Source organism: Sabulicella glaciei (assembly GCF_026183895.1).
Lineage (GTDB): Bacteria > Pseudomonadota > Alphaproteobacteria > Acetobacterales > Acetobacteraceae > Roseococcus > Roseococcus glaciei.
On record NZ_JAPFQI010000005.1, the window covers coordinates 17,993 to 36,769 of the forward strand.

Genomic DNA, 18,777 nt, shown 5'->3' on the forward strand with positions numbered 1-18,777 from the left:
GGCGCTCTTGCCGCCCTGGCTTCCGCGCCTCCGACCTGTGGCGCGGCGTGGGTCCGCTCCGCACCGCGCGCCGGCCGATTTCCGGCCGGTTTCCCTGAAGTTCCGCCGATGATCCGACCCGCTTCCCTTCGCGGGGGCCGCCCCTGGCGGGCGCTGATCCTTCCCTCCTTCCTCGCCCTGCCGGTCCTGGCGCTGCTGCTCGGCCTCGGCACGTGGCAGGTGCAGCGCCTGGCCTGGAAGACGGCGCTGCTGGAGGAACTGGCCGAGCGCCAATCCCGCCCCGCCATCGAGGCGCCCACACAGCCCGACCCCTTCGCCGCCGTCAGCGCCACCGGGCGCTTCCGCCCCGGCGCCGAGGCCTTCCTGGGACTCGAGGTGCGCGGTTCGTTGCTGGGCGGCTCCCTGCTTGCGATCCTCGACCGCGAGGGCGCGCCGCCGCTCCTGGTCAATCGCGGCTGGGCGCCCTTCGAGGGTGGGCGGGTCGAGCGGCCCGAGGGCGTGGTGACGGTCACCGGCTACGCCCGCCCCGGCGAGCGGCGCGGCCTGATCACGCCGCGCGACAACCCTGCGGAGCGCCGCTTCCTGCATTTCGACCCCGTCGCCATCGCTGCCACGCTCGGCGCGCCCAACGCCCCCCCCTATGCGCTGGTGGTGGTGGAGCCGGGGCCGGCCACCACGCCATCCGGCTTCGGCGCCGCCCCGCCCCCGGCTCGCGCCACCCTGCCCGACCCCGCGACGGGCTTCCCCAGCCCGAACAACCCGCATCTGGGCTACGCCCTCACCTGGTTCGGCCTCGCCATCGGCTGGGTCGTGATCTTCGGCCTCTGGGCCCATCGCCGCCTCCGGGAACCCGCATGACCGCCTATGACCGCCTCCTGGCCCGCTTTTCCCGCATCGCCGCGCTGGGCGAGGCCGCCGCCATGCTCCACTGGGACGCCAGCGCGATGATGCCTCTGGGTGGCGGCACGGCGCGGGGCGAGCAGCTCGCCACTCTCGCCGGGCTGTCGCACGAGATGCTGACCGACCCGTGCGTGGAGGACGATCTCGCCGAGGCCGAGGCGGAGGGCGAATGGCACGCGGCCAACCTCGCCCTCATGCGCCGCACCCACCTCCGCGCCACCGCCCTTCCGGTCGAGCTGGTGGAGGCGACGGCCCGCGCCAATTCCGCCTGCGAGAAGGTGTGGCGCGACGCCAAGGCGCGCAGCGACTTCTCGGCCGTCCGCCCCTTCCTGGAAGAGGTGCTGCGCCTCCAACGCGAGACCGCCCAGGCCCTCGCCGCCCGCACCGGCCTGTCGGCTTACGACGCGCTGATGGATTCCTTCCAGCGTGGCGTGACGGCTGCCGAGGTCGAGCCGGTCTTCGAGGCCTATGCCGCCTGGCTGGCCGAGGCGTTGCCCCGCGCCGAGGATATCCAGGCCCGGCAGGGCGAGCCGCTGCCGCTGCGCGGCCCCTTCCCGGCTGCCGCGCAGCGCGAACTGTGTCGCAGCCTGTCCCTTCGCCTCGGGCTGGAGGAGTCGCATTCCCGCCTGGACGAGAGCCTGCACCCGTTCTGCGGTGGCACGCCGACCGATGTCCGCATCACCACCTTCTACAGCGAAGCCGACCCGGCCAAGGCCATCCTCGGCGTGCTGCACGAGACCGGGCACGCCCTCTACGAGCGCGGCCTGCCCGCCGGCTTCGCGCGCCAGCCCGTGGGCGAGGCGGCCGGCATGGCGGCGCACGAATCGCAGTCGCTGATCGTCGAGATGCAGGCCTGCCGCTCGGACCCCTTCCTGCGCTTCCTGTCCGGCGAGATGCGCGCGTCCTTCGGGGACGATCCCTCGCTGGATGCCGGCAACCTCGCCCGGAACTGGCGGCGGGTGGAGCGCGGCTTCATCCGCGTGGACGCAGACGAGATGACCTACCCCGCCCACGTCATCCTGCGCTTCCGGCTGGAGCGGGCGATGATCGAAGGGCGGCTGGAGGTCGCGGACCTGCCCGGCGCCTGGGCGGAGGGACTGCGTGTCCTGCTCGGCATCACGCCGCCGGACGACGCGCGCGGCTGCCTGCAGGACATCCACTGGCATGACGGCGCCTTCGGCTACTTCCCCTCCTACACGCTGGGCGCGATGGCAGCGGCGCAGCTGATGAAGGCGGCGCGGGCGGCCGAACCGGGGCTCGACGCGGCGCTGGAGCGGGGTGACCTGTCGCCGCTGCTGGGCTGGCTGCGGCGCGAGGTGCATGGCCGCGCCTCGCTGCTCGGCTTCCAGGATCTCATGCGCGCGGCGACCGGAAAGGGGCTGGACCCGTCGGACTTCACCGCGCATCTCTCCGCCCGCTACCTGGCGGAGTAGAGCGCGCTACCGCGTGGCGCGCCCCACATGCGCGCCCGCATTGGCCAGGGCGCCGCTGCGCTCCGCGTCGTTCAGCGAGCGGAAGAAGGTGTAGGACACGGTGATGGTGCGGATGTCGCGCGTTACCGGGTCTTCCGCGATGCGCGGGTCCACCCAGAAGGCTATGGGCATGTCCACGGACTGGCCGGGGGTCAGGGTCTGGTCCTCGAAGCAGAAGCAGGCCACCTTGTGGAAGTAGCGGCCCACCACCTCGGGCGTGACGTTGTAGGTGCTGATGCCTGTGGCCGGGGCGTCGGCGCTGTTGCGGGCGGTGTAGAAGGCCAGCGCCTCCTCGCCCAGCTTCACGCGGATGGCGGGCTGCTGCGCCGCGAAGCGCCATGGCAGTCCGGGCTGGGTGGCGGCGTTGAAGCGCACCGTCACCTCCGCCTCGCTGGCCGCGCCCGGCGCCGCCAGGCCGATCATCGGCGTGCCGCCATATCCCGTGACCTTGCAGAACAGGTCGTAGAGCGGCACCGAGGCATAGGCGAGCCCGACCATGCCGAAGACGACGCCGAAGGCGCCGCCGAGCATGCGGCGGTTCCGCTTGGCCAGGGCCTGGGGATCAAGACGCTGCGGCATCCCGCCTCTCCTCAGTCGCGCAGCAGGCGCGCGACGGCGATCAGGTAGAACAGCACCACCAGCCCCGCCAGCGCGGCAAGGATGGCCCAGTTCCGCGCCTTGCGGCGACGGTCGAACTCCCGCTGCTCCTCCGGAGTCATGCGAGCAGCAGCCGGTCCAGCGCCAGCGCGCCGAGCAGCGCGAAGAGGTAGGTGATGCTGAAGCGGAAGCAGGCCTTGGCCGGGCGGTCACCGGTGAGCGAAACGCCTGCCGCATCCTGCGCGTCGGTCCAGACCGCCCAGGCGTGGCGCAGGAAGTTCGCGCCCAGCAGCGCCGCGACGAGGCCGTAGACGGGGCCGGAGAAGCCGATGAGCCAGGGCACGAGAGTCAGCGGCACCAGCAGCACCGTGTAGATCACCACCTGACGCCGCGTCTCGCGCGCGCCGGAAACCACTGGAAGCATGGGAACGCCGGCGCGCTTGTAGTCCTCGTGGGCCCAGAGCGAGAGGGCCCAGAAATGCGGCGGCGTCCACATGAAGACGATGGCGAAGAGCACGAGCGGCAGCACGTCCACCGAGCCCGTCACCGCGACCCAGCCGATCAGCGGCGGGAAGGCGCCGGCCGCGCCGCCGATAACGATGTTCTGCGGCGTCCGGCGCTTCAGCCACATGGTGTAGATGACGACGTAGAAAAGGATGGATCCGGCCAGCACGGCAGCGGCGAGCCAGTTGGTCGCGAGGCCCATCAGCCCCACCGAGCCCACGGCCAGCACGACGCCATAGCCCAGCGCGGCGCCCGCCTCGATCCGCCCGGCCGGGATGGGCCGGGCGCGGGTGCGCTTCATCACGGCGTCGATGTCACGGTCATACCACATGTTGATCGCCCCGGCGGCGCCGGCCGCCAGGGTGATGCACAGGATGGCCGAGACGGCCAGGACCGGGTGCAGCGAGCCGGGCGCGATCAGCAGCCCGATCAGCCCCGAATACACGACCAGAGACAGGACGCGCGGTTTCAGCAGCGCGATCCAGTCACGCACCTCCGAGGCGCCGTGGAGGGCGGAAGCATCGAGGGGGGCTTGCGCCCCCCTCGAACCATGAACCGTGGTGTCGCTCATCGCGTGTCCCGGTGCTGCCCTCAGCGGATGCGGGGCAGCTCGTCAAAGGTGTGGAAGGGCGGCGGGGAGGAAACCTGCCACTCCAGCGTGGTCGCCCCCTCGCCCCAGGGATTGGACGACGCCACCGCGCCGCGGCGGAAGGTCGCCCACAGGACGAAGAAGAAGAACACGAAGGACGCGACCGAGATGTAGGAGCCGATCGAGGCGACGAGGTTCCAGCCCGCCAGCGCGTCCGGGTAATCCGGATAGCGGCGCGGCATGCCCTGGTTCCCCAGGAAGTGCATGGGGAAGAAGGTCAGGTTCACGCCGATGAAGGTCATCCAGAAATGGATCTGGCCGAGCTTCTCGGGGTACTGGCGGCCGCTCATCTTGCCGATCCAGTAGTAGATGCCGGCATAGATGCCGAACACGGCGCCCAGGCTCAGCACGTAATGGAAGTGCGCCACCACGTAGTAGGTGTTGTGCAGGATCTGGGTGATGCCGGCATTGGCCAAGACCACGCCCGTCACGCCGCCCACCGTGAACAGGAAGATGAAGCCGATGGCGAAGAGCATCGGCGTGTCGAAGCGCATGGAGCCGCCCCACATGGTGGCGATCCACGAGAAGATCTTCACCCCCGTCGGCACCGCGATCACCATGGTCGCGGCCATGAAGTAGGCGCGCGTGTCCACGCTGATGCCCGAGGTGAACATGTGGTGCGCCCACACCACGAAGCCCACCACGCCGATCGCGACCATGGCGTAGGCCATGCCGAGATAGCCGAAGACCGGCTTGCGGCTGAAGGTGGAGACTACGTGGCTGACGATGCCGAAGGCCGGCAGGATCATGATGTAGACTTCGGGGTGGCCGAAGAACCAGAACAGGTGCTGGAACAGCACCGGGTCGCCGCCGCCGGCCGGGTCGAAGAAGGCCGTGCCGAAGTTGCGGTCGGTGATCAGCATGGTGATGGCGCCGCCCAGAACGGGCACGGCCAGCAGCAGCAGGAAGGCCGTCACCAGCATGGACCACACGAAGAGCGGCATCTTGTGCAGCGTCATGCCCGGGGCGCGCATGTTGAAGATGGTCGTGATGAAGTTCGCCGCGCCGAGGATCGAGGACGCGCCCGCGAGGTGCAGGGCGAAGAGCGCCATGTCCATCGCCGGGCCGGGCTGGTACTCGGCATCCGACAGCGGCGGGTAGATGGTCCAGCCCGCGCCGGGGCCGCCGCCCACGAAGAGCGAGCCGCCCAGCAGCAGGAAGGCCGGCACCAGCAGCCAGAAGGAGATGTTGTTCAGCCGCGGGAAGGCCATGTCCGGCGCGCCGATCATGATGGGCACGAACCAGTTGCCGAAGCCACCGATCAGCGCGGGCATGATCACGAAGAACACCATGATCAGCCCATGGGCCGAGACGTAGGCGTTCCACATCTGCCCGTCGGCGAAGATCTGCATCCCCGGCGTCATCAGCTCGATGCGCATCAGCAGCGACAGGCCGATGCCCACGATCGCCGCGACGAGCGAGAAGATGATGTAGAGGGTGCCGATGTCCTTGTGATTGGTGCTGAACAACCAGCGCGCCACGAAGCCGGGCTTGTGGTCGTGATGGTCGTGGCCGTGGGCGTCTGCCGCATGCGCCATGGGGTCTGCCTCTCTCGAACTCGGGCCCGTCGCGTTACTGGCGCGCCGCGGCGATGTGAATGGTGTCTGCGGTGGCGGATGCAACCCCCACCGGCTGCTGCGGCATGGTGTGGGCGAAGCGCTGGCGCGCCTGGCCGACCCACTGCTCGAACTCGGCCGGCGTCACGGCGCGGACCATGATGGGCATGAACCAGTGGTTCACGCCGCAGATCTGGTTGCACTGGCCGTAATACACGCCCGGCCGGTCGGCCCGCATCCACGTCTCCATGATGCGGCCGGGAATGGTGTACTTCTGCACGCCGAGCGAGGGCACGAAGAAGGAATGGATCACGTCGGCGCCCTGGGTGATGACGCGCACCGTGGCACCGGCCGGGATCACCAGCGGCTCATCCACCGCGAGGTTCCGAAGCTGTCCGGGCTGCAGTTCCTCCTCGGGGATCGGGCGGCTATCGAAGTTGAAGTTGCCGTGGTCGGGGAAGGCGTAGTTCCAGTACCACTGGCGGCCCGTCACGTTGATCGTGATGTCGGCGTCGCGCGCCCGGTCCTGAAAATAGATCAGGCGGAAGGACGGGATGGCGATCACCAGCAGCAGCAGCACCGGAATCACCGTCCAGGCGATCTCGAGCGGCGTGTTGTGGCTCACGCGCGACGGCGTGGGGTTGCGGGACGCGCTGTAGCGCCAGATGCAATAGACCAGCAGCAGCGCGACAAAGATCGTGATCGCGACGATGATCCAGAAGACCAGCGTGTTGAAGGAATGGATCGCGTCCTTGACCGGCCCGCCCGAGGGCTGCAGCCCCATGCCCCAGGGCACCGGCGCGCCCAGGCTGGTTTCCGAGGCCATCGCCCCACCCATCGCAAGCATCGCGGCCAGTGCCGCCAGCCCCAGAACACGTCCGATCCGACCGATCACGCCATCCACCCCTGGAACACCGCGCGGCGGCCCCAGTGGCCGTCGCCCGCGCGCGCGTGACCGATTTTACGGGCCCGGCGCAGCGGCGCGACCATAGTCCGTGATGCACCCGCGAACAAGTCCGACCCCCCAGGAGCGACTTGCGGCGCGCCCTCAGGAACCGGGCTCGATCTCCGCTTCCGCAACGTCCTCCGCCACGTGGTCGGCCATGTCGGTGAGCATGGAGCGGATATGCGGGTCGCCCACCATGTAGAACACCATCCGCCCGCGCCGGTCCGCCTGCAGCAGCCGCGCCGCGCGCAGCAGTCGCAGGTGGTGCGACACGAGGCTGGCGGAGATGGAAAGCCGCTCCGCCATCGCGCCCACCGAGGCGGGCGAATCCAGGCAGGCCAGGATGATCTTGAGCCGCGTCGGGTCGCTCATCAGGCGGAACATCTCCGCCAGCTCGACCACCTCGTCGTCATTGATTCGCAGCGTCATGCGAACAGCTTCGCAGCGCATTCCCCTTGACGCAATGGCGCGAGGAGGCAACCTCCTTCCTTGCAAGTGACTGAAAATATTGGACGAATGAAGACGTGAACACCTGTTCAGGCGTCACCCGCCGCGCCATCCCGGCGCTCATCCTCGGCCTGCCCGCCCTTGCGCGCGCGCAGGGCGGTCCGGCGCGCCCCCTCGTCGTGGCCACGACCGCCATGGTGGCGGAGCTGGCGCGCGGCATCGGCGGCGAGGAGTTCACGGTCGAGGCGCTGATGGGCGAAGGGGTGGACCCGCATCTCTACCGCCCCACCCGCGCCGACCTCGTCCGGCTGCTGCGGGCCGATCTCATCCTGTGCAACGGGCTGCGGCTCGAAGGCCGGATGGGCGACGTGCTGGAACGCGCAGCCGCCACGCGCCCCGTCATCGCCGTGGCCGAAACCATTCCGCCCGCGCGCCGCCGCGCCCACCCCGAATATCCCGACGCGCCCGACCCGCATCTGTGGATGGACCCGCTGCTCTGGGCCGAATGCGCCGCGCCGGTCGCCGCTGCCCTGTCCCGGCTGCGGCCCGGCTTCGACCCGGCGCCAGGCCTCGCCGCCCTGGGGGGGCGCCTCGAGGGGATCGCCGAGTATGCGCGCCGCGCCTTCGCCCCGCTGCCGCCGGAACGGCGCCTCCTCGTCACCGCGCATGACGCCTTCGGCTATTTCGGGCAGCGCTTCGGGATGGAGCTGGCCTCCATCCAGGGCCTGTCCACCGAGGCGGAGGCCTCGCTCGCCCGCATCGAATCCCTGGTGGCGCTGCTGGTGGAACGCCGCGTTCCCGCCGTCTTTCCCGAAACCTCTGTCCCCGATCGCGCGGTGCGCGCCCTGATCGAAGGCGCCGGCGCACGGGGCCACCGCGTCGCGTTGGGTGGGGCGCTGTTTTCCGACTCGCTCGGCCGTCCCGGCACTTATCGCGGCACTTATGAAGGGATGCTGGACCACAACATCACCACCATCGCCCGCGCCCTGGGCGGCGAGGCGCCCGAGCGCGGGCTGCGGGGCCGGCTGTGATCCCGCCGCTTTCCCTGCGCGGCGTTTCGGTCCGCTACGGCGACCGTCCGGCCCTGTCCGACGTTTCCTGGGACGCCGTGCCCGGCCTCACCGCCATCCTGGGACCCAACGGCGCTGGCAAGTCGACGCTGCTGCGCGCCGCGCTGGGCCTCGTCCCCGCCACCGGCGAGGTGCGGTTCTTCGGTCGGCCCCTGGCGGACGTCCGGAACCGCGTCGCCTTCCTGCCGCAGCGTGCCTCGGTGGATTGGGACTTCCCGGCCACGGCGCTGGACGTGGTGGGGATGGCGCGGCTGCCGCGGCTGCGCCGCTGGTGGGGCGGGCTGCCGGGTCCCGATCGCGACGCCGCCCTGTCGGCGCTGGATTCGGTGGGGATGGCGGATTTCGCGGGGCGGCAGATCGGCCGGCTGTCCGGCGGCCAGCAGCAGCGCGTCTTCCTGGCCCGCGCCCTGGCGCAGGGCGCCGACCTGTTCCTGATGGACGAGCCCCTGGCCGCGGTGGACGCGGTGACGGAACGCGCCATTCTCGCCGTGCTCCACCGCCTGGTGGACGAGGGCAAGACCGTGCTGATGGTCCATCACGACCTGTCCCTGGTTTCGGAGCACTTCACCGACGTGCTCCTGCTCGCCGGGCGCGTCGTCGCCGCCGGCCCGGTGCGCGAGGCCTTCACGGAAGACAGCGTGGCCCGCGCCTTTGGCGGCCTGCCACGGATGATGGTGGCTTGATCGGGCACAACACCCTCATCGTCCTGCTGGGCTGCGTCGCGCTGGGCTTGGCGGCCGGGGTGGTCGGCTGCTTCGCCTTGCTGCGCGGCCGCGCCCTGCTCGCCGACGCGATCGGCCATGCCGCCCTGCCCGGCGTGGTGGCGGCCGCGCTGCTGACCGCCGCGCTGGGCGGCGAGGCGCGGGCGCTCGGCCCGCTGCTGCTCGGCGGCGCGCTTTCGGCACTGCTGGGGCTCTGGGCGCTGCGGATCCTCACCGCCTCCGGCCGCATCCGCGCCGATGCCGGGATCGCCGTGGTGCTGTCCGCCTTCTATGCGCTCGGCACGGTGGGGCTTTCGGTGGCGCAGGCCATTCCGGGCGCGGCCCAGGCCGGGTTGCCGCACTTCATCCTCGGACAGGCGGCGACGCTGACCACGAACGATGCGCTGGTCGCCGCCGCGCTGGCCCTCGGCGCGGTCGGCGCCGTGCTGGCGCTGTTCCAGCCGCTCCGCGCCCTTTGCTTCGACGAGGCGCATGCCGCCTCGCTCGGCCTTCCGGTGCGGCGGCTGGACGCTCTGCTGCTGGCGCTCATCCTGCTGGTGACGGTCGCCGGGTTGCCAGCGGTCGGGCTGATCCTGGTGGTGGCGCTGCTGATCGTGCCCGCCGCCGCCGCGCGCCTCGTCACCCGGCGCCTGCCGGGCATGGTGGCGCTCGCCGGCGGGCTGGGCGCCCTCGCCGGGGTGGCGGGGGCGCTCGCGTCGCAGCGCCTGCCGGAACTGCCGACCGGGGCGGCGGTGGTGCTGGCCGGACTGGTCTTCTTCGCCCTCGCCCTGCTGCTGCGGCGCCCGGCATGAGCAGCTTCCTCCAGCTCGACGCCCCCGCCCTCCTGGCCGCCACTCTGGCGGGCGGGACCTGCGGGCTGCTCGGCTCCTTTCTGGTGCTGCGGCGGGAAAGCCTGCTGGGCGACGCGCTCTCCCATGCCGTGCTGCCGGGCATCGTGGCGGGCTTCGCGCTGACCGGGCTGCGCGCCTCACTGCCCATGCTGCTCGGCGCGCTGGCGGCGGCGCTGCTCGCCACGGTCGCGATCGGGCTGGTGCGCCGTCTGGCGCGACTCGAAGCTGGGGCAGCGACCGGGCTGGTCTTCACCGGCTTCTTCGCCCTCGGCCTCGTGGGGCTGGAGGTAACGGGCGCGCGCATGGCCGATCTCGACCTGGATTGCGTGCTGTTCGGCCAGATCGAAACGCTGGTCTGGCTGGAGGCGACGGGCTGGGCTTCCTTGCTCGACCCCGCGGCACTGGCGGGGCTGCCGCGGCAGTTGGGGCTGCTCGCCGGCGTGGCGGCGGTGGCGGTGCTGGCCGTCGCGGCCTTCTGGCATCCGCTGCGGCTCGTCTGCTTCGACCGGGACTATGCGAGCGCCCTCGGCCTGCGCGTGTCCTGGTGGGAGATGGGGCTGAACCTGCTGATCGCCGCCGCCGCGGTCGCCGCCTTCGAGGCGGTGGGCACGGTGCTGGTGGTGGCGCTGCTGGCCTGCCCGGCCGTGGCGATGCGCCTGCTCACCGACACCTACCGGGTGCAGGTCTGGGGCGCGGCGGGGCTCGGTGCTGTTCTGGGAGCGCTCGGCGTGCTGCTGGCCGGGCCGCTGCCCGCGGCGCTCGGCCTCGCCTTCTCGGTGAACGCGGCGGGGGTGATCGGCAGCCTCGCGGGGCTGGCCGTCTTCCTCAGCCTGCGTTTCGCACCTCGACGAGGGTGAAGAGCGACATCGGCGGGCAGTTCTGCGTCCGCTCGATCCGCGCCGTGCCCTTGTCCAGCAGGTCCTCCAGCCGGAAATCCGGGTGCCAGCCCAGCACGCGCGCCAGCGGCGCCGTGGTCCGCTCCACCCACCAGCGCAGCCCGTCATCCGCCGCGAAGTGGTTCACGAAGAGCAGGTGCCCGCCAGGCCGCACCACGCGTGACATCTCGGCGAAGAGCTTGCGCGCATCCGGCACCACGGAGGCGGTGAACATCGCGACGGCGATGTCGAAGGAGGCGGTGCCGAAGGCCATGCTTTCCGCGTCCATCTCGAGAAGGCCATGCACGGCGGTGAGGCGCTCCGACGCCACGCGCTCGCGCGCCTTCAGCAGCATCTCGCGCGACAGGTCGATGCCGACCACTTCCAGGTCGCGCCGATAATGCGGCAGGGCCAAGCCGGTGCCGACGCCCACTTCCAGCACGCGGCGGCCGGCCGTCTGGGCCAGGCGGTTCACCGCATCCACTGCGGCGCGGCGGCCGAAGCCGGACACGCCGCCGAAGACCAGATCATACACCCCCGCCCATCGGCGATAGGCATCGCGGACCGAATCCGCATCCAACGCGGCACGTGGGTGGGCGCGTTCGTTCTCAGAGAGGCCAAAAGTGGAAATGTTGATGGTCCCTTCCGAACGGGGCGGCACCCGTTACCAACTGCCGACCGGGGGTGCAAGCTTCAACCCCCCGCCGCTTTGTCTCCGGCCGCCTTCGGACGCGACGGCGCGGCGGCGAGCAGCCCGCCCACGGCGATGACCACCGCGCCCAGCAACGTCCAGCCATCCGGGCTGTCGCCGAAGACCACGACGCCGGCCAGCGTGGCCCAGACCAACTGCGAATAGGAAAGCGGCGCGAGGATGGAGGCGGGCGCCCGCGCATGGGCCAGCACCAGCAGCCCATGGCCCAGCGCGCCCATCGTTCCCACCGCCACCAGCAGCGCCCATTCGGCGGCCGACGGAGGAATGAACACGAAGGGCTGGAGGAGCGAGGCGCCCAACGTGGCGGCGAGGCTGGTGTGGAGGATCGTCACCCGCGCATTGTCCAGCCCGGCGAGGCGCCGCGTCAGGATCTGGTACCAGGCGAAGCCGAAGGCAGTGCCCAGCGGCAGGAGGTAGCCCCAATCCGGCACGGTGCCGGTAAGAAAGGGCGGGCGCAGCGCCACCAGCACCCCGGCGAAGCCGAGCGCCACGCCCAGCCAGCGCCGCGCCCCCACTCGCTCGCGCAGCACCAGCGCCGCCAGCGCGACGGTGAGCAGCGGCGAGGCGAAGCCCACCGCCGTCGCATCGGCCAGCGGGATGCGCGCCAGCGCCATGGTGAAGAGCAGCGAGCAGCCGAGCAGGATCAGCGAGCGCAGCGCCTGCAGCCGCGGCGCGCGCGACCGCCACGGCAGGCGGCCGCGCGTGACGGTGAAGAACAGCGACACGGCCAGAAAGGCGAAGAGGAACCGTCCCCAGATGATCTGCGCCGGGTTGAAGCCGGCCGTCAGCCACTTCAGCGACGTGTCCATCGCCACGAAGATCAGCAGCGCCCCAAGCTGGAGCAGGATGCCGCGCAGGACCATGGGTGGCGGGCGCCCGCGCCGTCGCTACTGGCTCGCCCAGAGGATCCGGTGGATCCACTGCACGTCCTCGATCTCGAAGGAGTAGTCGGGGTGGACGGGGTTGAGGGAACGCAGCTCGATCCGCTTGGCGCTCTGGCGCTTGAGTTCCTTCGCCATCACCTCGCCGAGGCGCGTGCGGGCGACGACGCGGTCGCCGCGCCGGATGGGTGAGGAAGGCGAAACGATCACCATGTCGCCGTCGCGGAACACCGGCTCCATCGAATCGCCGGAAATCTCCAGCGCATAGGCATGCGGGTCGGGGATCTCGGGCAGGGAGATCTCGTCCCAGGCGCCGCCGACCGGAAAGCCGCCATCGTCGAAGAACCCCTCTCCCCCCGCCTGGGCGAAGCCGATCAGCGGCACGCGGCGCCCCACGCCGGGGCGCGGGCCGCGCGGGGCGGATGGCAGCGCCGCCTGGCCGGAAACGAGCGCCGCGAAGCCCTCGATGCCCACCTGGGTCGCGGACAGGATCTTGGCGATGCTCTCGGTCGAGGGCCAGCGCGCGCGCCCATCGGGGCCGATGCGCTTCGAGGGGTTGAAAGCCGTCGGGTCCAGCCCGGCGCGCCGCGCCAGCCCCGACGCGCTGAGGCCATTCTCGGCCGCCAGCGAGTCGATCGCGCGCCAGATGTCGTCATGCTTCACGGACGGAACCTTTATAGGCCCATCGTCAGCAGGCAATAGGAAAATGTTGCTTCTTTCCGCTTGCCCCTTCCCACAACCGCAGGTTATGTTCTTAATATGTTCTCAAGGCCGGATTCGGCCGGAACGCAAGCTGGAAAGGTCCGTTTCCCATGCCCCTCGCCCCCCGCGGCGGTCATTCCCCGGTCCTTGTGACCCTGGACCGCACCACCCCCTTCGCCTCTGCGGAGGAGGCGTGGTTCTGGACCATGTCCGCGTTGGTCGCGCGGCGCGACGGGGCGCGCGTTTCCGCCGGCAAGGGGCTGGTGCCGCGCCCCTGCGAGCCGGACGACGTGGTGAAGTGCCTGGACCGCCTGTATCGCCAGCGCCGCATCGAGCTGGCCCATGCCCGCATCATGCGGATCTGGGGCGAGCGCGGCACCGCCCCCAACCCGCGCCACACCTCCGAGCGCGGCGATGCCCGGCTGTGGCGCGAGGCGATGAACCGGCTGGAATGGCCATTGCGCGTCAAGGGAATCATCACGGCTGCCCCCGCCATCCCGGCCGGGTCGCCGGCGTCCACCGCCGAGATCATCCCCTTTCCACGGGCGCGATGAGCAGCCTCGCGGCGCGCGGCGCGGCGCCGGATCCGCAGCGCGTCTGGATCGTGTTCTCCGGCCGCGCCGACCATCGCTGGCTGCGCCTCCTGCGCCCCGGCTTCTGCCACTGCTTCGCCGCGCTGCACGACGCGTCAGGCTGGACGGTGCTCGACCCCCTCACCGGCCGCTTGGCCTGCGCCCGGCCCGAGGTCGCGCCGGATTTCGACCTGCCGCGCTTTTTTCGCCGGGCCGGAATGCGCGTTCTCGGTCCCTTTGCGCCCGCTGCGCCGGGACGCGGCAGCCTCCTCCTTCTCGCGCCCTTCTGCTACGTCTCGGTTTGCCGCGCCGTGCTGGGTCCGGCGGCACCGCGTGCATGGACCCCCCATGGCCTTTATCGAGGGTTGCGAAATCTTGGAGTGTCTAGGAAAGAAAACTTGACTCCGGCCGGGATGCCGCGTTAAGACACGCTCACCAACGGGCGAATTGCGTCCGCTGGCTTTTCCTCCTCCCCCCATTTTCAACTGTGAGCGCCCGGGACGTTTCGCACGTCCTGGGCGTTCTCTTTTTGTTCGGGCGAGGGGCAGGACCCATCCCCAAGCCGAGAGGAGACACGCCCGAATGGGAGGCCTGTTTCGTGCCCCGAAGCCCCTCGTGATCGAGGCCCCTCCGCCCTTGGCCGCCGCCGCCGCACCCGCGCCCGCGCCCGCGCCCGACATGGTGGCGGAGGATGCGCGCCAAGCAGCACGCTCCCGCGCCACGGGCGGGATGGCCGGCACGGTCGCCACCTCCTCGCGCGGGGTGCTGCTGCCCCTCTCCGTCACGCGTAAGTCGCTGCTGGGCGAATGAGCATGACGCCCGAAGCCCTGCTGGCCCGCCAGTCCCGCGCCGCCTCCCGCCGCCGCCCGCTCGAAGCAGGCTGGCGAGACGCCTACGCCCATGTCCTGCCGCGCGCCGAGGACGCCGCCGCGCTGTTCGACGCCACCGCCGCCGATGCGGCGGAACAGCTGGCCGCCTCGCTCCTTGCCGAGCTGACCCCGCCCTGGTCGCGCTGGTTCGGCCTCGCTCCCGCCGCGGGGGAGAACGGGGCGGACCCGGCCGCGCTGGAGCGCGTGGCCGAGACGCTGCAGGCGCATCTCGACCGCTCCAACCTGGCGCAGGAGATGCACCAAGCCTTCCTGGACCTCGTCATCACCGGCACCGGCCTCCTGCTGGTGGAAGAAGCGCCGCCCGGCGACGCCTCGGCGCTGCGCTTCACCGCCGTGCCGGTGCTGAGCGCGGTGCTGGAGGAAGGCCCCTCCGGCCGGCTCGACACCGTGTCCCGCGAAACGCGCTTTCGCGCGCGGAGATCGCGCGGCGCTTCCCCTTCGCCGAGCTGCCGGCCGCCTTGCTGCGCGAGGAGGAGGAGGACGAGCCGGCGCAGCACCGCGTGGTGGAAGCGGTGTGGCCGGATCGCTTCGGCCATCGCTACGCCGCCATCCTGGACAGCGCATCCGCCAATGCTCCGTGCTTCCTCGCCCAGGGCGGCTTCCCCGAGGCGCCCTTCATCGCCTTCCGCTGGCTGAAGGCGCCTGGCGAGGTCTATGGGCGTGGACCGGTCACCAAGGCGCTGCCCGACATCCGCACCGCGAACCGCGTGGTGGAACTCGTGCTGAAAAACGCCTCCATCGCCGTCACCGGCATCTGGCAGGCGGAGGATGACGGCGTTCTGAACCCGGCGACGGTGCAGCTCGTCCCCGGCCTGCAGGAGGTACGCGACGAGGTGGGCGGCGCCATCCGCCTCGACCCGTCTGAGCCGCCGACCGGCATGGTGCTGCCCGCCCGCGCCGCGCGCGCCGGCACGGTGCTGGGCTTCGACGCGCTGGGCAACGTCGCCGCCCTGCCGCGCAATGGGCAGGTCCTGGGCGGCTTTGCCGGCGCCGTGCCGCGCACCGTGGAGGACAAGCTGGGCGAGGCGCTGTCGGCGCGCAACTTCGGCGCGACGGGCGACGGCGTCTCGGATGACGGCCCGGCCCTGCAGGCGGCAATGAACGCCGCCGCCGTGTCCGGCTGGCACCTCGTCATCGGCGAGGGCACGCACCGCACTACCATGCCGCTGGCGCTGGGCGGCGCCGCCTCCGGCCTCACCATGCGCGGCGCCGTCCTGTATGCCGGCCCCCCGGGCCAGGCGGCGCTGACCCTTGGCGATGCCGGCGCGGTGCGCAACGCGGCCAAGGTCTATGACGGGCTGTGGGTGATCCGCGCCACGGTCAGTGACTGGCTGGACGAGGCCGATGCAGGCATCATGCTGCGCAACCTCGACGCCTCCACGGTGGAGATCCGCCAGGTGGAAGGATTCACGATCGGCATCCGGACCCTGGGCGCGGAGCGCGGCTTCGAGGACAGCGTGCTGTACCTCGGACGCGTGTTGAACAACCGCATCGGCCTCGACATCCGCACCGAGACGGCGGCGGCGTGGAACACCTCCGTCCGCTACCACGGCGGCCACTTCGCCATCGCCTCCTCGCTCCATCCGGACAAGGATCGGTTCGGCGTGCGGCTTTCCGCCGCGCCGGGTGCCTATGCCGCGCATAACCGCCACGTCTTCTTCGGCCCCGCCTTTGAGCTGCAGGTGCGCGACCGGCCCATCCGCGGCATCTCTTTCCTGTCGGAGGTGAACTCGCGAGCCGTGCTCGCCAACGGGATGCGCATGGAAGGCTGCTCGCCCTTCGCCGCCCGGCACACGGCGAATGCGCAGGACCATGTCTACGAGGTGGCCTGGGCCAGCCAGGGCTACGAGGTGGGCGTGGACTACGCGCCCAGCGCGGCGCGGGTCGGCGCGGTGGTGCGGGCGCTGCACCAGGCGGCGGCGCATCGCGAGTTCACCCGCGACGTCGCCAACATTCCCAATCTCCGCGCCGCCGCCTTCCGCTGGAGCGCGACGCAGACCGGCTTCGACCGCCTCGCCTGCCTGTCCAGCAACGTGGGCGGCTCGCCCTTCACCCTGGCGCATTTCGCCTTTCCGGGGCTGGAGGATTTCGGGCTCACCGATCGCGGCGTGGTGCTGACGGGCGGGCGGGGCTTCGGCTTCGTGGTGGATGCGCGGCGCTGCAAGGAGTTCGCGCTCGCCGTGGACGCGGACAACCCTCGCCTCGTCGTGCAGTGCTTCGATGCGGGGATGAACCTGCTTTCCGTCGCATCCGGCACGCTGGTGCGCGCCTCCGGCATGTCGCTCACCTGGAACGAGGCGGCGCGCTGGTGGCAGGGCGCGGCCGACCTTTCCGACGCGGCACTGACGCGGCTGCAGGTGGTGCGGCTGGAAGCCGCGGTGGCCTTCGCCATCATCGGCGTCGCGCGCATCGGCGCGGATTACGAGGTGCGCGCCCTGCGCCTCGCCACCGACCCGTCGCAGAACCCGCCTTTGCTGTTCGGCCTGCCCGACCTGCCGCACGGCGCACGAGAGTTGCGCGGCGAGGTGGCCTGGGACCCGCCTTCGGTCGCGGCGGGGGCCAGCGCGCAGGTGAACGTCACGGTGCCGGGGGTGCGGCCTGGCGATTTCTGCCAGGCGGGCTTCACGCTCTCCACCTCCGGCCTCGTGTTCCTGGCGCAGGTCGGCGCGCAGGACACGGTCACTGTGACTCTGTGGAACCGCACCGGCGCCGCGATCGACCTCGGCGCCGGCACGGTGCGCGTGCGGGTGCTTAAGGGATGAGCGCGGAGGAGGTGCCCGAGATCGACGCGCTGGCCGCCATGCGCGTGCTGGCGCGCGAATACGACCGGCTGCTGCATGACGAGGAGGCGGATGCGCGCGGGGCCTCGGCCCGGCACGCGGCGCTGAAGGTCATGCTCGCGCATTACGAGGCGCTGCGGAAGCTGCTGCCGCGCCCTGCCCCCTCGATCCTCGACCTCGGCGCCGCGCGCGCCGCCATCGCGCAGGAGGAACCATCCCTTGACGACGACGAAGGAGAGTCCGGCTGAGCTGATCGAATTCGCCTGGATCTGGAACCGCCTGCTCGGCCAGTCCACGCCGCCGGTCCACCGCCGCATCCTGCGCTGGCGGGGCGCGGGGAGGGCGGACGGCGCGGCGTGCTCATGGCCTTCCACGGCTGCGGCAAGAGCACGCTGGTCGGGCTGTTCTGCGCCTGGACGCTGTATCGCGACCCGTCGCGGCGCATCCTGGTGCTGGCCGCCGAGCAATCCCTCGCCGGCCGCATGGTGTCGCATGTCCGCCGCATCATCGAGCGCCATCCGCGCTGCGCCGCGCTGGTGCCGGACATGGCGGAATCCTGGGCGGCGGACCGCTTCACCGTGCGCCGCCCCGGCGCGCTGCGCGAGCCTTCCATGCTGGCGCAGGGCCTGCTGGGCAACATCACCGGCTCGCGCGCCGACCTCATCATCTGCGACGACGTGGAGGTGGCGAACAACTGCGACACGCCCGGCAAGCGCGAGGAGCTGCGCGAGCGCCTGGCGGAAACCGAGTTCGTGCTGGCGCCGGGCGGCAGCGTCCTCTACGTCGGCACGCCGCACACGGAGGAAAGCCTCTACCGCACCGGCGAGCCCTTCCTGCGCGGCTATGCGCGGCTGGAGGTCCCGGTGCTTGGGCGGGAGGGCGAATCCGCTTGGCCCGAGCGCTTCACCGCTGCGGGCATCGAGGCGCTGCGGGCACGGGTCGGGCCGCTGCACTTCACGCGGCAGATGCTGCTGCGCCCCGTCGCGGCCGCCGCGGCGCGGCTCGATCCCGCCCTGCTGATCCGCTACGCCGAGGAGCCGGAATACCGCGAGGCGAATGGACGCGCGCAGCTCTGGCTGCTCGGCCGGCGCATGGTGGCGGGGGGCGGCTTCTGGGACCCCGCCTTCGGCCGCGCCGGCGGTGGGGGCGACGGCTCCGTCCTCGCCGCCACCTACGCGGACGGGGAGGGAAACCATTACCTCCACCGTGTCCTGTGGCTCACCCAGCGCGAGGATGCGCCGGAGGACCCGGCCACGCAGCAATGCCGCCAGGTGGCGGAGGCGGCGGGCGCGCTGCACCTGCCCGTCATCCGGGTGGAGACCAACGGCATCGGCCGCTTCCTGCCCGCCCTGCTGCGGCGGGAGATGGCGCGGGCCGGCGTCGCCTGCCAGGTGCGGGAGGAGCCGAGCCGCGCGGCCAAGGCGCAGCGCATCCTCTCCGCCTTCGACCCGCTGCTGGCCGCGCGCCGCCTCTATGCCAACGACGACGTCCTCCGCTCCCCCTTCGCGCGGGAGATGGCGGAACGGCGGCCGGAGGCGAAGGGGGCACGCGACGACGCGCTGGACGCCGCCGCCGGCGCCCTGCTGCACGAACCGGCGCGCCTGCCGGGACTGCCGCCCCGCATCGCGCCACGCTGGCGCGGGGTGGCCTGACCTCCTGTCCGGACGCGTCC

Annotated in this window: 20 protein-coding genes and 1 pseudogene; 12 read left to right on the top strand and 9 right to left on the bottom strand. The window is 71.6% G+C overall.

Annotated features, from left to right (window positions below; translation table 11 throughout):
• The first annotated feature begins 108 nt into the window (after window positions 1-108).
• Window positions 109-858, top strand: coding sequence for an SURF1 family protein (locus OF850_RS08960; RefSeq protein ID WP_301589699.1), 750 nt, complete (start codon window positions 109-111; stop codon window positions 856-858).
• Complete coding sequence (locus tag OF850_RS08965) at window positions 855-2,333, top strand: carboxypeptidase M32 (protein WP_301589700.1); 1,479 nt, start codon at window positions 855-857, stop codon at window positions 2,331-2,333. The genes OF850_RS08960 and OF850_RS08965 overlap by 4 nt, the downstream gene beginning before the upstream one ends.
• A gap of 6 nt (window positions 2,334-2,339) precedes the next feature.
• Here OF850_RS08965 and OF850_RS08970 read toward each other — a convergent pair whose 3' ends face one another.
• The 6 genes from OF850_RS08970 to OF850_RS08995 all read right to left on the bottom strand — a co-directional run bounded on the left by OF850_RS08970 (window position 2,340) and on the right by OF850_RS08995 (window position 7,053).
• Complete coding sequence (locus OF850_RS08970) at window positions 2,340-2,951, bottom strand: cytochrome c oxidase assembly protein (RefSeq protein WP_301589702.1); 612 nt, start codon at window positions 2,949-2,951, stop codon at window positions 2,340-2,342.
• Window positions 2,952-2,962: 11 nt separating this feature from the next.
• Window positions 2,963-3,091, bottom strand: coding sequence for a hypothetical protein (locus OF850_RS08975; protein WP_301589703.1), 129 nt, complete (start codon window positions 3,089-3,091; stop codon window positions 2,963-2,965).
• Complete coding sequence (locus OF850_RS08980; protein ID WP_301589704.1) at window positions 3,088-4,044, bottom strand: heme o synthase; 957 nt, start codon at window positions 4,042-4,044, stop codon at window positions 3,088-3,090. Before OF850_RS08980 ends, OF850_RS08975 begins: the two co-directional genes overlap by 4 nt.
• A 20-nt stretch (window positions 4,045-4,064) precedes the next feature.
• Window positions 4,065-5,660 (bottom strand): cytochrome c oxidase subunit I, encoded by a 1,596-nt coding sequence (ctaD, locus tag OF850_RS08985; protein WP_301589705.1) that lies wholly within the window; start codon window positions 5,658-5,660, stop codon window positions 4,065-4,067.
• A gap of 34 nt (window positions 5,661-5,694) precedes the next feature.
• A complete protein-coding gene (gene coxB, locus OF850_RS08990; RefSeq protein ID WP_301589706.1) occupies window positions 5,695-6,573 on the bottom strand; it encodes a cytochrome c oxidase subunit II in 879 nt (292 codons plus the stop codon).
• Between the two features lie 153 nt (window positions 6,574-6,726).
• Complete coding sequence (locus tag OF850_RS08995; RefSeq protein ID WP_301589707.1) at window positions 6,727-7,053, bottom strand: ArsR/SmtB family transcription factor; 327 nt, start codon at window positions 7,051-7,053, stop codon at window positions 6,727-6,729.
• Between the two features lie 95 nt (window positions 7,054-7,148).
• Here OF850_RS08995 and OF850_RS09000 point away from each other — a divergent pair, with 95 nt between their 5' ends.
• Genes OF850_RS09000 through OF850_RS09015 form a run of 4 tightly spaced genes read left to right on the top strand, consistent with a single transcriptional unit; the run spans window position 7,149 to window position 10,550 of the window.
• Window positions 7,149-8,102: a metal ABC transporter solute-binding protein, Zn/Mn family gene (locus OF850_RS09000; protein WP_301589708.1), complete on the top strand. Its 954-nt coding sequence runs from the start codon at window positions 7,149-7,151 to the stop codon at window positions 8,100-8,102.
• Window positions 8,099-8,824, top strand: coding sequence for a metal ABC transporter ATP-binding protein (locus OF850_RS09005; protein WP_301589709.1), 726 nt, complete (start codon window positions 8,099-8,101; stop codon window positions 8,822-8,824). Before OF850_RS09000 ends, OF850_RS09005 begins: the two co-directional genes overlap by 4 nt.
• Entirely contained in the window at window positions 8,821-9,654 is an 834-nt protein-coding gene (locus tag OF850_RS09010) for a metal ABC transporter permease (RefSeq protein ID WP_301589710.1), read from the top strand. Before OF850_RS09005 ends, OF850_RS09010 begins: the two co-directional genes overlap by 4 nt.
• Window positions 9,651-10,550: a metal ABC transporter permease gene (locus tag OF850_RS09015; RefSeq protein WP_301589712.1), complete on the top strand. Its 900-nt coding sequence runs from the start codon at window positions 9,651-9,653 to the stop codon at window positions 10,548-10,550. The genes OF850_RS09010 and OF850_RS09015 overlap by 4 nt, the downstream gene beginning before the upstream one ends.
• Here OF850_RS09015 and OF850_RS09020 read toward each other — a convergent pair.
• From OF850_RS09020 to OF850_RS09030, 3 genes are read right to left on the bottom strand one after another with little or no spacing between them, the layout of a single operon-like run.
• Window positions 10,519-11,205, bottom strand: a complete 687-nt coding sequence (locus OF850_RS09020; RefSeq protein ID WP_301589884.1) for a class I SAM-dependent methyltransferase — start codon at window positions 11,203-11,205, stop codon at window positions 10,519-10,521. The two genes, OF850_RS09015 and OF850_RS09020, sit on opposite strands and share 32 nt — an antisense overlap.
• A gap of 56 nt (window positions 11,206-11,261) precedes the next feature.
• Window positions 11,262-12,143: a DMT family transporter gene (locus OF850_RS09025; RefSeq protein WP_301589713.1), complete on the bottom strand. Its 882-nt coding sequence runs from the start codon at window positions 12,141-12,143 to the stop codon at window positions 11,262-11,264.
• A gap of 24 nt (window positions 12,144-12,167) precedes the next feature.
• The gene (locus tag OF850_RS09030; RefSeq protein WP_301589714.1) at window positions 12,168-12,824 is read right to left on the bottom strand and encodes a S24 family peptidase; all 657 of its coding nucleotides are present in this window, start codon (window positions 12,822-12,824) and stop codon (window positions 12,168-12,170) included.
• Between the two features lie 149 nt (window positions 12,825-12,973).
• On the opposite strand from OF850_RS09030, the gene OF850_RS09035 reads away from it, so the two are divergent.
• The 6 genes and pseudogenes from OF850_RS09035 to terL all read left to right on the top strand — a co-directional run bounded on the left by OF850_RS09035 (window position 12,974) and on the right by terL (window position 18,757).
• On the top strand, window positions 12,974-13,417 hold the full coding sequence (locus tag OF850_RS09035; protein WP_301589715.1) for a hypothetical protein: 444 nt from the start codon (window positions 12,974-12,976) through the stop codon (window positions 13,415-13,417).
• On the top strand, window positions 13,414-13,860 hold the full coding sequence (locus tag OF850_RS09040; protein ID WP_301589716.1) for a hypothetical protein: 447 nt from the start codon (window positions 13,414-13,416) through the stop codon (window positions 13,858-13,860). The genes OF850_RS09035 and OF850_RS09040 overlap by 4 nt, the downstream gene beginning before the upstream one ends.
• Before the next feature lie 157 nt (window positions 13,861-14,017).
• Window positions 14,018-14,245 (top strand): hypothetical protein, encoded by a 228-nt coding sequence (locus OF850_RS09045; protein WP_301589717.1) that lies wholly within the window; start codon window positions 14,018-14,020, stop codon window positions 14,243-14,245.
• Between the two features lie 2 nt (window positions 14,246-14,247).
• Window positions 14,248-17,087 (top strand): annotated as a pseudogene (locus OF850_RS23665) (portal protein).
• The gene (locus tag OF850_RS09055; protein WP_301589718.1) at window positions 17,084-17,353 is read left to right on the top strand and encodes a hypothetical protein; all 270 of its coding nucleotides are present in this window, start codon (window positions 17,084-17,086) and stop codon (window positions 17,351-17,353) included. Before OF850_RS23665 ends, OF850_RS09055 begins: the two are co-directional and overlap by 4 nt.
• A gap of 114 nt (window positions 17,354-17,467) precedes the next feature.
• Window positions 17,468-18,757: a phage terminase large subunit gene (gene terL / locus OF850_RS09060; protein ID WP_301589885.1), complete on the top strand. Its 1,290-nt coding sequence runs from the start codon at window positions 17,468-17,470 to the stop codon at window positions 18,755-18,757.
• The last annotated feature ends 20 nt before the right edge of the window (window positions 18,758-18,777 follow it).

What these genes read in the sequence shown, in the direction of transcription:
- OF850_RS09055 (WP_301589718.1), top strand. Translation starts at nt 17,084, where the DNA reads ATGAGCGCGGAGGAGGTGCCCGAGATCGACGCGCTGGCCGCCATGCGC.
- ctaD (WP_301589705.1), bottom strand. Translation starts at nt 5,660, where the DNA reads ATGGCGCATGCGGCAGACGCCCACGGCCACGACCATCACGACCACAAG.
- OF850_RS09040 (WP_301589716.1), top strand. Translation starts at nt 13,414, where the DNA reads ATGAGCAGCCTCGCGGCGCGCGGCGCGGCGCCGGATCCGCAGCGCGTC.
- OF850_RS09035 (WP_301589715.1), top strand. Translation starts at nt 12,974, where the DNA reads ATGCCCCTCGCCCCCCGCGGCGGTCATTCCCCGGTCCTTGTGACCCTG.
- OF850_RS08980 (WP_301589704.1), bottom strand. Translation starts at nt 4,044, where the DNA reads ATGAGCGACACCACGGTTCATGGTTCGAGGGGGGCGCAAGCCCCCCTC.
- OF850_RS08970 (WP_301589702.1), bottom strand. Translation starts at nt 2,951, where the DNA reads ATGCCGCAGCGTCTTGATCCCCAGGCCCTGGCCAAGCGGAACCGCCGC.
- OF850_RS08965 (WP_301589700.1), top strand. Translation starts at nt 855, where the DNA reads ATGACCGCCTATGACCGCCTCCTGGCCCGCTTTTCCCGCATCGCCGCG.
- OF850_RS09015 (WP_301589712.1), top strand. Translation starts at nt 9,651, where the DNA reads ATGAGCAGCTTCCTCCAGCTCGACGCCCCCGCCCTCCTGGCCGCCACT.
- OF850_RS08975 (WP_301589703.1), bottom strand. Translation starts at nt 3,091, where the DNA reads ATGACTCCGGAGGAGCAGCGGGAGTTCGACCGTCGCCGCAAGGCGCGG.
- terL (WP_301589885.1), top strand. Translation starts at nt 17,468, where the DNA reads ATGGCCTTCCACGGCTGCGGCAAGAGCACGCTGGTCGGGCTGTTCTGC.
- OF850_RS08960 (WP_301589699.1), top strand. Translation starts at nt 109, where the DNA reads ATGATCCGACCCGCTTCCCTTCGCGGGGGCCGCCCCTGGCGGGCGCTG.
- OF850_RS09025 (WP_301589713.1), bottom strand. Translation starts at nt 12,143, where the DNA reads ATGGTCCTGCGCGGCATCCTGCTCCAGCTTGGGGCGCTGCTGATCTTC.
- OF850_RS08995 (WP_301589707.1), bottom strand. Translation starts at nt 7,053, where the DNA reads ATGACGCTGCGAATCAATGACGACGAGGTGGTCGAGCTGGCGGAGATG.
- OF850_RS09045 (WP_301589717.1), top strand. Translation starts at nt 14,018, where the DNA reads ATGGGAGGCCTGTTTCGTGCCCCGAAGCCCCTCGTGATCGAGGCCCCT.